Genomic DNA, 12,768 nt, shown 5'->3' with positions numbered 1-12,768 from the left:
TCCCCGCGGAGCGGTGCGGTGCTCAGCGCTCGGGGAAGCCGTTGGGACGCGCGGTGAGCACCGGCTCGAGCGAGCGCATCCGCGCGGCCTCGAGCTCGAGCGCGGCGGTGTCGCGCTCCCGGCGCAGGGCGATGACGCCCGCGAGGAACAGCTCGGCCGGGGCATCCGGGATCGGCGAGACGTACGGCGCCGCCTCCTGCGCGAGGGCCGCGGCGAAGCCGGCGCGCCGCTCGGGCACGAGGTGGGCGGCGTTCCGGAAGAACGCGGAGATCCGCCGCTCGAGCGGCGCAGGCAGGCGGCCGACGTCGGCCGTCGCGGCCCACGCGGTGAGCGGCGTCGGCACGCCGAAGGGGTCGATCTCGAGCTTCGGCACGCGCTCCATCTGCGCATGGGTGCCGGCGAGCAGGTCGCCGAGCCGCTTCGAGGACGGGTTCAGGAAGCCCACGAGGAGCGCCAGCCCGCCGAGCGTGAAGTAGATCTCCAGCACTCCGGTGAGCGCGCGGATGAAGGCGTGCCGGAATCCGATCGAGCCGCCGTCGTCGCGGACGACGCGCAGCCCCACGGCGAGCTTGCCGAGCGAGCGGCCCCGACTCGCCGTCTCGACGGTCGTGGGCACGACGACGAGGCAGACGACGAGCGCGGTGATGGCGACGGCGCGGAACGCGGCCTCGTCGAGACGGAGGCTCGAGGCGAGCCACACCAGGCCGGCGCCCAGGAGGAGCGTCACGAGCACGTCGATCGCGGCCCCGGCAGCGCGCAGCACGGCACCGGCCGGGCGGACGTCGAGCTGCACCGCCTCGCCGGTCAGCACGCCCTCGTCGGCCGTGGTGGAACGGCGCTCGGGCGCTGCGACGGTCATGGGTAGTATTCAAGCAGATGGATCTCGACGCTCTCGCCGCAGCCCGTGCCGACGACTGGCAGCGCCTCGCCGCGCTCACCACGCAGCGCCGGCTCGACGGCCGCGAGACCGACGAGCTCATCGAGCGCTACCAGTCGGCCGCCTCCGACCTCTCGACCGTGACGACGACGGCCGGCTCGACCGCCCTCGGCGAACGGCTGTCGATCCTGCTCGCGCGGGCCCGGCTCCGTTTCACCGGGGTGCCCGAGAATCCGCTGCGCCAGCTCACCCGCTTCTGGCTCGTCTCGCTGCCCGCCGCCCTGTACCGGGTGCGCTGGATCACCCTGGCGGTGGCCGTCGCGACCGTCGTCGTCGCGGGGCTCTTCGCGTCCTGGGTGCTCTCCGATCCGCGCGTCATCGCGAACCTCGGCAGCGACGCCGAGCTCAAGCAGATCGCCGACGAGGGCTTCGTCGCCTACTACTCCGAGCATCCCGCCGCGTCCTTCGCCGGATCCGTCTGGACCAACAACGCGTGGATCGCCGCGCAGTGCGTCGCCTTCGGCATCGTCGGCGTCTGGGTGCCGTGGGTGCTGCTGCAGAACGCGCAGAACCTCGGCGTCACGGCCGGCATCATGTTCCACTTCGACGAGGCCGACACCTTCTTCCTCTACCTCGCGCCGCACGGGCTCCTGGAGCTCACCTGCGTCTTCGTGGCCGCCGCCGCCGGACTGCGCATCTTCTGGGCGTGGATCGCGCCGGGCCCGCGGGGGCGCGCCTCGGCGCTCGCCTCCGAGGCCCGGGCGCTCTTCACGATCGCGATCGGGCTCGTGTTCTGGCTGTTCGTCTCGGGCCTCATCGAGGGCTTCGTGACCCCGCAGCCCTGGCCGTCGGCGGTGAAGATCGGCATCGGCGCTCTCGCGCTGGCCGCCTTCCTGTTCACGATGCTCGGCCTCGGCCGTCGCGCCGCGAAGGCGGGCGAGACGGGCGATCTCGCCGAATTCGACTCGGGCGAGCGCCGCCTCGTCGCCGGCTGAGCCGAGCTGAGCGGCGCTCGGCCGGACCGAGCCGGGCTGGACCGCCCCGGAGACGCCGATGGCGGATGCCCCGTCGGGACATCCGCCATCGTGGTCGTACGGCTCAGGCGCTGAGCTTCGCCGCGCGGTCGAAGACCAGCTTGTACAGCACGCCCGCGATGAGGCCGCCGACGATCGGCGCCACGATCGACGCCCAGAGCTGCCCGAGCGCGTCGCCGCCGCCGAAGACCGCCGTCGCGATCGAGCGGGCCGGGTTGAACGACCCGTTGGTGATCGGGCCGGCGACGAGCACCAGCACCGTCAGCGTGAGACCGATGGCGAGCGGCGCGAAGTTCGCCGCCGCGCGGCCGGCCGAGGTCACGCCCAGGATGACGAAGAGGAACACCGCGGTCGCGACGATCTCCGCGATGAAGAAGGCGCCGATGCCGAAGCCGGCGGGGGAGAGCTCGTCGTAGCCGGTCGAGGCCGCGCGGAACGTCGCGACGACGTCGGCGCCCGGCGCGCTCGCGACGATGCCGAGCAGCACCACGGCACCGAGGATGCCGCCGACGATCTGCGCGATGAGGTACCCGGCGACGTCCTTCCAGGCGAAACGGCCGGCGACCGCGAGGCCGAGCGTCACGGCCGGGTTGAAGTGCCCGCCCGAGATCGGACCGAAGGCGTAGGCGGCGACGAGCACGCTGAGGCCGAGCGCGAAGGCGACGCCGAGAAGGGTGGCGTTGGCGGAGGAGAAGATCGCCGCTCCGATGACGCCGAAGACGAGGATGAAGGTGCCGAGGAGTTCGGCGGTGAGCTTCTGCCCCGTCGAGGGGGCGGCCGTTCCGGCCATGCTGGTGTCCTTTCCTAGGGAGACGAATCGCCTCCTGCGGAGGCGACGAAATGGCGCGGGACCCCTCCGCGCCGCGGATGAGCCTATCGAGAACGCGGATCGCCGAAGCGGCGAGGCGCGCCGGTGTGTCGTGCCACGACGTCGGATGACGGCGAGCGACGCCGCGTGCAACGCCGAGGCGCCCGGGCGCGCGACTAGAGCCGCCCGGCCGCCTTCAGCGCCAGGTACCGGTCGGCGAGCGCGGGCGGGAGCTCCTGCGGCGGTGCGCTCACCGTCTCCGCGCCGAGGCGGCGGATGGCCGCCTCGACCCGGGCGCCGTCGAGCAGGCCGCGCTCGGCGGCGGCCGCGCGGTAGACCTGGTCGAGGTCGTCGGTGCCGCCGCTCGCGGCGACCGCGTCGGGATCGGCGACCGAGGCGACGATCACGAAGTGGCGGGAGGTGAGCTGCGGGAGCATGGCGAGCAGTCCCGCCGCGTTCGCGGGGGAGTCCACGCCGGTGAGGAGGACGACGAGTGCGCGTCGGCTCGTGAGCCGGCGCACCTGAGCGGGCACCGCCGCCCAGTCGGCCTCGATGAGCTCGGGGTCGATGGTTGACATGACATCGACGAGTTTCGCCAGCAGTTCGGCGCCGTTCGCGCCGTGCACCCGGCCGCGGACGCGGCGGTCCCAGGCGAGCCAGTCGACCCGGTCGCCCGCGTGCGAGGCGAGGGCCGAGAGCAGCAACGACGCCTCGAACGCCGTGTCGAGCCTGGGCTCGTCGGCGATCCGGGCGGCCGCGGTACGGGAGGTGTCGGTGACGATGACGATGCGCCGGTCGCGCTCGGGCCGCCAGGTCCGCACCATCAGCCGCGTGCCGCCGGGGGCGTCGGGATCGGTGCGGCGCGCGGTCGCCCGCCAGTCGATCGAGCGGACGTCGTCGCCGCGGACGTACTCGCGGATGGAATCGAACTCGGTGCCCTGCCCGCGGATCAGGATCGGCGTGCGCCCGTCGAGCTCCCGGAGTCTCGTCAACCGAGACGGCAAGTGCACCCGCGAGGCGAACGGCGGCAGCACGCGCAGCACGCCGGGCGCGGCGAGCGTCGCCTGCCGGGACCACAGGCCGAGCGGACCGGCGCTGCGGATCGTGACCTGCCCGACCCGGCGGTCCCCGCGCCGCCGGGGCACGAGCACGAGGGTCGCGCGACGCCGCTCGCCGGTAGGGATCCGGAGCGGTGAGCGATTCGGCCCGACGACGCCCGCGGAGGGCTGCCAGCCGTCGCGGACGACGGCGCGCAACGCCCGCCCGCCGAGGTTCTGCACGATGAGGTGCGACTCCACGGCCTCACCGAGCCGGACCCGAGGCGGCAGCTCCCGCTGCAGCGCGACGCGCCGCGGGGAGCCGGCCAGGGAGAGGTCGATCGCCCCGAGGCCGGCGCAGAGCGCCGCCCAGGCGAGCAGCGCCAGCCACGCCGCCTGGCCGCCTGCGGCCGCCACTGCGGCCGGCGTCGGCGCGCCGGAGGCGGCGCCCGCGAGCGCGCCCGCGACGACGATCGGCACCACGCCGAGGGCGAGGAGCAGCACGAACCTCCCGGAGATCGTCATCTCAGAGCGGGACCCGGACCTGCTGGACGATGCCGCGGAGCACCTGATCGACGGCGACGCCCTCGAGCTCGGCCTCGGGCCGCAACTGCACGCGGTGGCGCCAGACGGGCAGCAGCATCGCCTGCACGTGATCGGGGGTCAGTCGCTCGTAGCCGGTCAGCCAGGCCCAGGCCTTCGCCGCGGCGAGCAGGGCGGTCGCCGCTCGCGGGCTGATCCCGAGCCGGAGCGAGGGCGCCCGGCGGGTCGCCCTGGCGAGGTCGACGAGGTAGGCGAGGACGTCGTCGGAGGCGCCGACCCGGCCTGCCGCGGCGCGCGCGGCCGTGAGCTCGCCCGCCGAGAGCACGGGCTGGACGCCGGCCGCCTCCAGGTCGTGCGGGGAGAAGCCGTCGGCGTGACGGCGGAGCATCGCGAACTCCGCGTCGCGCTCGGGCACCTCCAGCACGAGCTTCATGAGGAAACGGTCGAGCTGCGCCTCGGGGAGGGAGTAGGTGCCCTCGTACTCGATGGGGTTCTGCGTGGCCGCCACGAGGAACGGATTCGGCAGCGGACGGGTGACGCCGTCGGCGGAGACCTGCCGCTCCTCCATCGCCTCGAGCAGCGCCGACTGCGTCTTCGGCGGGGTGCGGTTGATCTCGTCGGCGAGGAGGAGGTTCGTGAAGATGGGACCCTCTCGGAACGCGAACTCCCCGGACCTCGGGTCGTAGGCGAGCGAGCCCGTCACGTCGCCCGGCATGAGGTCGGGGGTGAACTGCAGACGACGGGTCTCGAGCCGGAGCGTGCGGCTCAGTGTGCGCACGAGCAGCGTCTTCGCGACACCGGGAACGCCTTCGAGGAGGACGTGGCCGTCGGCGAGCAGGGCGATGATGAGGCCGGTGATCGCGCCGTCCTGGCCGACGACGGCCTTGCCCACTTCGGCGCGGACGCGGTTGAGCGCGTCGCGCAGTTCGGCGTCCGTCTGCATGGGGTCGGTCATGAGGGCCTTCCTGGTCGTTCGGTGGACTGCGTGGGGTCGGCGTCGGGCCGGAGGGTGCGGCGCACCTCGGCCTCGAGCTCGTGGATGGCGGCGGCGAGCTCCACGAGTCGCCGGTCGTCGGCCGGCTCCTCGTCGACGAGCAGCCGCTCGGTGGCGTACGGATCCCGGCCGGTCGCGAGCGCGGCGGCGTGGGCGATCTCGCGGACGTCCGCGGAGCGGGGCAGCTTCAGGATGCCGAGCAGGCGGCCGAGTGCACCGATGCGGAGCTGATCGAGCGCGTGGGTGCGCACCGCGCTGCGCTCGTAGAGGCGGGCGCGACCCTCGCGGGTCTCGGCGACGGGGACGTCGACGACCAGGTCTTCGGCGACGAGCGGTCCGAAGCGGCGGCCGCGCCAGACCGCCGCCACGACGACGAGCACGATGAGCAGGAGGATGACCGGCGTCACCCAGCCCGGGGTGAGCTCGCCGAGCGTCGGGGCGGTCGCGGCGTCGACGTCCTCGATGCCGGGGACGTACCAGGCGAGCGCGCCGGTCTCGCCGAGGATCCCGAGTGCGAGCGCCGCGTTTCCGGCCTCGTCGATCGTCTCGTTCGCGAACGCGGTCGGGGCGGCGACGATCGTGATCCGACCGCCGTCGCCCGGGCCTTCGGCGAGGGCGAAGCCGAACTCGCCGTCCGGGAAGCAGCCCTGCCAGCCCGCGGCCCGGGCGCCGTCGTCGATCCGGAGCAGCCCCTGTCCGTCGGAGAGCGTGCCCGCCCGTTCGGCGGCGGGAAGCTCGCAGGCGGCGCCGTCGAGCGCGCCGCTCGCGGTGCCGGCCAGACGCACGCCCTCGGCGAGCGCGTCGAGCGAGGCGAAGTCGGGCGCGATGACGACGAGGCGTTCGGCGGTGTCGGCGAGCTCGCCGAGCCGTTCCGGATCGAGGAAGCCCGCGACGTCCGCGACGACGACGGTCGCTCCGCCGCGGGCGGCGCTGCGCGCATCGTCGAAGGCCGAGACCTCGTCGACCTCGACGCCCTGGGCGCGGAGCACCTCGACGACGGCCTTCGCGCCCGCCGGGGCGGGGTTGTCGGCGCCGAGGGGCGGGCCCCCGCCGCGGATGCCGCCCTGCAGCACGAGCAGCGCGACGGCACCGAGGATCGCGACGGCGCCGATGGCGATCCAGGTGCGGGCGCGGCGCAGGCCGCCGCGCAGCGTGGGGGTGATGGAGGTCGCCTGCCGGGGGTCGGCGTCGCGCGCGGTCGCGGGCGTCTCCGGCGCGGGCAGCTCCGCCGGGGGCGCCGGCGCGTTCGTGCCGTTCACACCGGCACCGCCGAACGGCGTGCGGACGCGTCATCCGGCATGGTGGTCGCGAGCGCGGTCTCGAGCTCGGTCAGCTGCTCGTACTCGGCAGCGCCGCCGCTGCGTCCCAGGTACCTGACCTCGTCGAACGCCCGTGCCGCCTGCTGCAGCGCGGCGCCGTGGGCGGGGAACGGGATCGTCGCGGCCGCGGCGATCGCGTGGGCCGTGGTGCCCGGGTGGATGCGCACGAGCTCGCGCTCGACGAGTCCGCGGGCGAGCGCGCGGAACCGCTCCTCGATCGCGAGCGGCCAATCGCCGCGCTGCGCCGCGAGCGCCGCGGCCCGGCGCAGCTCGTCGAGCCCGCGGACGTCGCCGTCCTCGAACAGCGGGACCTGCGCGGCACGGCGCCGTCGGAGCCGGGGCGCGCCGAACACGAGCAGGCCGATGACGACGAGTGCGATCACGATGAGGACCACGATGCCGATGACGAAGGGCTGCGGCACGCCGCCCGCCCCCGAGAAGAGCTCGCCCAGCCACTCGCCGATGGCCTGCATCAGCCGATCGAACCAGCTCGGCTCGGCCGCGCGGTACTCGGGTTTGGCGAGCTCGTCGATGAGCCAGCGCCGGGCCTCCTCGGCATCCGGGTCGACCGGGATCTCGATGCGCACGGCCGCTCAGGCCCAGTTCGGCGAGGTCGCGGTGGGCGCCGCCGACGGGGCGAACGGGTCCCCGACGGGGTGGCCGGTTTCGCGGAGTTCGACGTGCCGCTGCAGGACGAGGTCGAGCCCCTCTTTGCGCATGCGCAGGTCGACGTAGACGACCGCGACGACGGCGGATTGCACGACGGCCGTGACCGCGCCCAGGACGAGCGAGAGCACCATCGAAACGGCGTAGAGCGCGATGATCGCACCGACGCCGCTGCCGGAACCGGTCGGGTCGACGAGGCCGACGACGATGCCGCCGATGACGGAGACGGGGGTGCTCACGAGCTGCGCGGCGAAGTACAGGATCACGGCCACCAGCGCCTCGACGCCGAAGGTGCGCCAGAAGAATCCGTTCGTGAGCTGCCAGGACCTCCCGATCGCGCGGCCGACGCCGGCCTGCTCCAACACGATGACGCTCGGCACGAGGGACAGCTTGACGGCGAGCCAGACCCCGACGGCGCCCACGCCGAGCGAGACGAAGCCGATGATGAGGATCGTCGCGACGATGCCGCCGACCCCGCCGTCGGTGGCTGCGGCGAAGCCGACGCCGACGAGGACGCCGAGCACGACCACCACCAGGATGGCGAGCACGACGGCGACCGCGACGAGCAGCGTCCAGCCGATGAGCGGCCAGATGCGCCGCGCGGTGCGACGCCACAGCTCGCCGAAGCGGAGCCGTTCGCCGAGGGTGCTGCTCGCGACCTCGACCACCATGATGCCCTGCAGGAACGCGCTGCCCACGACGGAGAGCGCCAGCGGGATCAGCATGAGCAGGAGGAAGCCGCCGACGGCGCCGGCCGCGATGGCGCTCTGGTCGGCGACGCTCGCCGAGCCGGCCCGTGCCGTCACGGCGAAGAAGAACGGCACGAACGCGCCGACGGTGGCGAGCGCGATGACGAGCTGGACGATCAGCCCGCTGCCGAGGACCGGCCCGGGGTTGCGGCGGAGCGTGCGGAACGGCGCCCACATCAGCGTGCCGAATCCGAGCGGGCGCAGCGGGAGGAGGCCGGGCTTCGGAGGCGGGGTCCATCCCGGCTGCGGTGCGCCGTACTGGGGTTGGGGAGCGCCGTACCCGGGTGCCCCGTACTGGGGCTGGGGGATGCCGTGTCCCGGCTGGCCGTATCCCGGCTGGCCGTATCCCTGCTGGGGCGCCGGCGCCGGCGCCGGCGCCGGCCAGCCGCCCGGGGCGCCGCCGTTCGCCGGCGGCGACCACGCGCCGGGTTCGGGCGCCTGCCACTGCGGATCGGTCACGAACGGGCTCCTTCCGGCGGTCTTCCCATGCTTTCACATCCCGCCGGGAACGCGCCGTCGTCGTCCACAGCGCGCCCCTCCCTTCGCGATCCCGCTCCGTCCGCCGTCGAACGGCTACGCTGGGACGACCGGCCACGTCGCAGAAGCCCCGGCCCGAGCGGAGATGTGAATCGATGTCCCAACGCATCCTGGTCGTCGACGACGACACGGCCCTCGCCGAGATGATCGGCATCGTGCTGCGTTCCGAGGGATTCGAGCCGCTGTTCTGCGCCGACGGGGCCGAGGCCGTCGAGGCGTTCCGCGAGGCCCGGCCCGATCTCGTGCTCCTCGACCTCATGCTGCCCGGCATGGACGGCATCGAGGTGTGCGGGCGCATCCGTGCGGAGTCGGGCACCCCGATCATCATGCTGACCGCGAAGAGCGACACCGCGGACGTCGTCCGCGGGCTCGAGTCCGGCGCCGACGACTACATCGTGAAGCCCTTCAACCCGAAGGAGCTCATCGCGCGCATCCGCACCCGGCTCCGCCCGGCCCCCGAGCAGGCGCCGGAGACCCTCGGCGTCGGCGACCTCGTGATCGACGTCGCCGGGCACGAGGTGCGCCGCGGCGACGAGCGCATCAACCTGACGCCGCTCGAGTTCGATCTACTGCACACCCTCGCGGCGAAGCCGCAGCAGGTCTTCACGCGGGAGATGCTGCTCGAGCAGGTCTGGGGGTACCACTACAAGGCGGACACCCGCCTCGTGAACGTGCACGTGCAGCGCCTGCGGGCGAAGGTCGAGCACGATCCCGACAACCCCCGCATCGTCATGACCGTGCGCGGCGTGGGCTACCGCGCCGGCGCCACCACCTAGCGCATGAGCACGACCGAGGCGGCGCCGTTGACGCTGCGGATCGGTCGCTGGCGGGGCGTCCCTCGGCGGCTGGCGACCCTTTGGCGCCACTCGCTGCAGTTCCGCACCGTGCTCATCACGCTGGCGCTCTCGGGACTCGCGATCCTCGTCATCGGCCTCTACATCAGCTTCAGCGTCGCCTCCAACCTGTTCAAGACGCAGCTCGACCAGGTGCTCGCCTCGTCGAACAACGCGACCGCGGCGGCGCAGCGCATCCTGAACCCCTCCGACGCCTCGGACCAGGCGGCGATGCAGTCCCTCATGGACTCCACCGTGAAGATCGTGCAGTCGAGCTCGGGCAGTTCGCTCATCGGCGTCTACCGCGCGCCCGACCAGGACCCGTCGACCATCGCCCCCCTCGGCAGCATCGCGCCGGGACTCGAGGCGGTGCTCACCGACGAGCTGCGCGAACGAGTGCAGGAGAACCCCGGCGGGCAGTTCTGGCAGTCCGTCGCCCTCGACGACGGCGAGGGGGGCGCCGATCCGGGCGTCGTGGTCGGCTCCGACCTCCAGGTGCCGGGCGCGGGGCGGTACGAGCTGTACATCGGCTACGACTTCGCGGACGCCCAGCAGACGCTCGACCAGATGCAGGCGACCGGCGTCGTCGGCGCCATCGCGCTCCTCGCGCTCCTCGCCGTCGTCACCCTCCTCGTCGTGCGCTGGGTCATCGAACCGATCCGCACTGCGGCGGTGACGAGCCGCCGGCTCGCGGCGGGAGATCTCGGCGTGCGGATGCCGGAGAAGGGCGAGGACGAGCTCGCCACGCTCGCGGCCTCCTTCAACGGCATGGCCGACAGCCTGCAGGCGCGCATCCGCGAGCTCGCCGAGCTCTCCGTGGTGCAGCAGCGCTTCGTGTCCGACGTCTCGCACGAGCTGCGCACCCCGCTCACCACGATCCGACTGGCCGGCGACGTGCTCTACGGGCAGCGCGACGACTTCCCCGGCCCGACCGCTCGGACCGTGGAGCTCCTGCACACCCAGACCGACCGCTTCGAGCAGCTCCTCGCCGACCTCCTGGAGATCAGCCGCTACGACGCCGGCTCGGTCGAGCTCGCCACCGAGCCGACGAATCTCGTGCACCTCGCGGGCGACGCCATCGAGTCGATGCACGAGCTCGCCGAGGAGCGCGGCAGCGAGCTCCGCCTCGATGCGCCGGGCGGGCACCTCGACGCGCACGTGGACCCGCGACGCATCCGCCGCATCGTGCGGAATCTCCTCGGCAACGCCATCGAGCACGGCGAGGGCCGACCCATCGTGATCGCGGTCGACTCCAACGAGCAGGCGGTCTCGCTGAGCGTGCGCGACTACGGCCTCGGCATGAGCGAGGAGGAGCAGGCGCACGTCTTCGACCGCTTCTGGCGCGCCGACCCGAGCCGCACCCGCACCATCGGCGGCACCGGCCTCGGGCTCGCCATCTCGCTCGAGGACGCGGTCGTGCACGGCGGTGCGCTCGACGTCTGGTCGCGGCCCGGGGTGGGGACCGTGTTCCGGCTGACCGTGCCGCGGGCGGCCGGCGGCGAGTTCGCCGAGCCGCCGCTGCCGCTCGCGCCGCTCGACCCGGAGGCCGACGGCCCGGGGGCGCCGAACACCGTCACCACCGACACGAAGAGCCTGGGGGTGCCCGATGCGTAGGGGGATCGCGCTCGCGGCGGCGGCGATCGCCGCGTTCCTGCTCGCGAGCTGCGCCTCGCTGCCGAGCTCGGGCGGGGTGAACGCCGGCAGTCCGGGATCGGGCGACGAAGCGCTCGAGCTCGATCTCCAGGCGCCCGCGCCGACCGACGGGGCGAGCCAGGAGGAGATCCTGCGCGGCTTCATCAACGCGGCCACGAGCCCGCGCAGCAACTACGCCGTCGCCAGGCAGTACCTCGCCCCCGGGTTCGCCGACGAGTGGCAGCCGGGGGAGGGCGCGACCGTCGACCGCTTCGCCGACCGCGACACGATCCGCATCGACGACGCGCACCTGCAGATCGACGCCGTGCCGGCCGCGGAGCTCGCGGCGAACGGCCAGTACCAGGCGGCGCTGTCGCAGGCGCCGATCCAGCTCGACTACCGCTTCGTGAAGGTGGGCGACGAGTGGCGGATCAGCGAGGCCCCGGCGGGCGTGCTGATGGACGAGTCGAACTTCTCCCGCGTCTACCGCACCCACACGCTCTACTTCTACGATCGCGACTTCCGCTTCGCGGTGCCGGATGTGCGCTGGTTCGCCGGGCGCGAGTCGGTGCAGACGAGCATCGTGCGGGCGTTGCTGGCCGGGCCGGCCGACTGGCTCGACGCCGGCGTGGTGTCGGCGTTCCCGGAGGGGGTCCAGCTCGACCCGGACGCGGTGCCGATCGACGGCGGCGTGGCCGACGTCTCGCTCGAGGGCGCGACGGCCGACGATGAGCTGGCCTCGCAGCGGATGCGATTCCAGCTGAAGGAGAGCCTCGCCTCGGTGCCGAACGTCGACGACGTGCAGCTCTCGCTCGACGGCACGGTCCAGGGCGGCGCGCTGACGTTCTCGGCCGTGACCGACCCCGTCGGCGACTCCCGGCCCGTGGTCTACGACGGAACCGTCTTCGGCCACCTCGCGGCGACCGGCGACGGCATCGAGCCGATCCCGGGGCTCTCGGACCAGGTCGCGGCGCTGCTGCCGACGGCGGCGGCGGTCGCGCCCGACGCGCAGTCGGCCGCGGTTCGCTCGGTGGAGGGCGACGTCTACCGGGTGCTGCCCGACGAGCAGCCGGTGCGGGTCGACGATCGTGCCGGGCTGATCGCGCCGGCGATCGACGCGCACGGCTACCTCTGGACGGTGCCGGCCGACTCGCCCAGACAGCTCCGTGCGACCGGCCCGGACGGGAACGCGATCGCGATCGCGCCGCCCTGGACCGGCGACGGCATCGCGTCGATGGAGCTCTCGCCCGACGGGACGAGGCTCATCGCCCTCCTCGACGACGGGGCCGCGAGCCGGTTCGTCGCGGTGGCCGTCGCTCGCACAGCCGACGGTGCGCCGCAGTCGCTCGGCTCCGTGCAGCTCGTGCTGGCCGGCGACTCCGGAGAGGCCGAGGACGTGAGCTGGCTCGACCAGACGACCGTCGTCGCCCTGAGCTCGACGGACGGCGGCAGCGTCATCGTCAGCCAGGTGCTCGGCGGGCTCGCGACGCGGCGCGACGGCCCGGGCGGCGGCGTGCAGCTGGATGCCACGGCGAGCCCGCGCGAGTACCGCGTGCTCACCGAGGACGGCGATCTCGAGACCGTGAGCGGAGTGGGCTGGCAGGTCCGGGCGAGCGGGCTGCGCTTCCTCGGCGCGCAGCTCGCGGGCTGAGCCCCGGCTCCTCCTCCCCAGCGACGTCCGGGTCTCGCGCCTCCCCGGTTCGGGGCGCGGCACGCGTGGCGGGATGCCGCGCCGGCAT

The 12,768-nt window shown here is 73.8% G+C and carries 11 protein-coding genes; 4 read left to right on the top strand and 7 right to left on the bottom strand.

Going from position 1 to position 12,768, the window contains the following annotated elements:
- Positions 1–22: 22 nt before the first annotated feature.
- Complete coding sequence (locus MTP13_RS17070; RefSeq protein ID WP_243568840.1) at positions 23–859, bottom strand: RDD family protein; 837 nt, start codon at positions 857–859, stop codon at positions 23–25.
- 17 nt (positions 860–876) lie between these two features.
- Here MTP13_RS17070 and MTP13_RS17065 point away from each other — a divergent pair, with 17 nt between their 5' ends.
- Positions 877–1,872, top strand: a complete 996-nt coding sequence (locus MTP13_RS17065) for a stage II sporulation protein M (protein WP_243568839.1) — start codon at positions 877–879, stop codon at positions 1,870–1,872.
- Between the two features lie 103 nt (positions 1,873–1,975).
- Here MTP13_RS17065 and MTP13_RS17060 read toward each other — a convergent pair whose 3' ends face one another.
- The 6 genes from MTP13_RS17060 to MTP13_RS17035 form a co-directional block, all read right to left on the bottom strand.
- Positions 1,976–2,701 carry an aquaporin gene (locus MTP13_RS17060; protein WP_243568838.1) on the bottom strand — a complete coding sequence of 242 codons (726 nt, stop codon included), beginning with the start codon at positions 2,699–2,701 and terminating at the stop codon, positions 1,976–1,978.
- A gap of 194 nt (positions 2,702–2,895) precedes the next feature.
- Positions 2,896–4,281, bottom strand: coding sequence for a DUF58 domain-containing protein (locus tag MTP13_RS17055; RefSeq protein WP_243568837.1), 1,386 nt, complete (start codon positions 4,279–4,281; stop codon positions 2,896–2,898).
- A 1-nt stretch (position 4,282) separates the two neighbouring features.
- Complete coding sequence (locus tag MTP13_RS17050; RefSeq protein ID WP_243568836.1) at positions 4,283–5,254, bottom strand: AAA family ATPase; 972 nt, start codon at positions 5,252–5,254, stop codon at positions 4,283–4,285.
- Entirely contained in the window at positions 5,251–6,552 is a 1,302-nt protein-coding gene (locus MTP13_RS17045) for a DUF4350 domain-containing protein (RefSeq protein WP_243568835.1), read from the bottom strand. The genes MTP13_RS17050 and MTP13_RS17045 overlap by 4 nt, the downstream gene beginning before the upstream one ends.
- Positions 6,549–7,199: a DUF4129 domain-containing protein gene (locus MTP13_RS17040; RefSeq protein WP_243568834.1), complete on the bottom strand. Its 651-nt coding sequence runs from the start codon at positions 7,197–7,199 to the stop codon at positions 6,549–6,551. Before MTP13_RS17040 ends, MTP13_RS17045 begins: the two co-directional genes overlap by 4 nt.
- 6 nt (positions 7,200–7,205) lie before the next feature.
- Positions 7,206–8,486: a hypothetical protein gene (locus MTP13_RS17035; protein WP_243570950.1), complete on the bottom strand. Its 1,281-nt coding sequence runs from the start codon at positions 8,484–8,486 to the stop codon at positions 7,206–7,208.
- A 173-nt stretch (positions 8,487–8,659) separates the two neighbouring features.
- Between MTP13_RS17035 and mtrA the strand changes: the two genes are divergently transcribed.
- From mtrA to MTP13_RS17020, 3 genes are read left to right on the top strand one after another with little or no spacing between them, the layout of a single operon-like run.
- Complete coding sequence (gene mtrA / locus MTP13_RS17030; protein ID WP_243568833.1) at positions 8,660–9,340, top strand: MtrAB system response regulator MtrA; 681 nt, start codon at positions 8,660–8,662, stop codon at positions 9,338–9,340.
- A gap of 3 nt (positions 9,341–9,343) precedes the next feature.
- Positions 9,344–11,011, top strand: a complete 1,668-nt coding sequence (gene mtrB / locus MTP13_RS17025) for an MtrAB system histidine kinase MtrB (protein WP_243568832.1) — start codon at positions 9,344–9,346, stop codon at positions 11,009–11,011.
- Complete coding sequence (locus tag MTP13_RS17020) at positions 11,004–12,680, top strand: LpqB family beta-propeller domain-containing protein (protein WP_243568831.1); 1,677 nt, start codon at positions 11,004–11,006, stop codon at positions 12,678–12,680. The genes mtrB and MTP13_RS17020 overlap by 8 nt, the downstream gene beginning before the upstream one ends.
- Positions 12,681–12,768 lie beyond the last annotated feature (88 nt).

This window comes from Agromyces soli, from assembly GCF_022811605.1.
GTDB lineage: Bacteria > Actinomycetota > Actinomycetes > Actinomycetales > Microbacteriaceae > Agromyces > Agromyces soli.
This window is presented reverse-complemented; position numbering and strand designations above follow the sequence as displayed.

Excerpts from the sequence above, each read along its gene's own strand:
- MTP13_RS17070 (WP_243568840.1), bottom strand. The coding sequence starts at position 859 with ATGACCGTCGCAGCGCCCGAGCGCCGTTCCACCACGGCCGACGAGGGC.
- MTP13_RS17065 (WP_243568839.1), top strand. The coding sequence starts at position 877 with ATGGATCTCGACGCTCTCGCCGCAGCCCGTGCCGACGACTGGCAGCGC.
- MTP13_RS17060 (WP_243568838.1), bottom strand. The coding sequence starts at position 2,701 with ATGGCCGGAACGGCCGCCCCCTCGACGGGGCAGAAGCTCACCGCCGAA.
- MTP13_RS17055 (WP_243568837.1), bottom strand. The coding sequence starts at position 4,281 with ATGACGATCTCCGGGAGGTTCGTGCTGCTCCTCGCCCTCGGCGTGGTG.
- MTP13_RS17050 (WP_243568836.1), bottom strand. The coding sequence starts at position 5,254 with ATGACCGACCCCATGCAGACGGACGCCGAACTGCGCGACGCGCTCAAC.
- mtrA (WP_243568833.1), top strand. The coding sequence starts at position 8,660 with ATGTCCCAACGCATCCTGGTCGTCGACGACGACACGGCCCTCGCCGAG.
- mtrB (WP_243568832.1), top strand. The coding sequence starts at position 9,344 with ATGAGCACGACCGAGGCGGCGCCGTTGACGCTGCGGATCGGTCGCTGG.
- MTP13_RS17020 (WP_243568831.1), top strand. The coding sequence starts at position 11,004 with ATGCGTAGGGGGATCGCGCTCGCGGCGGCGGCGATCGCCGCGTTCCTG.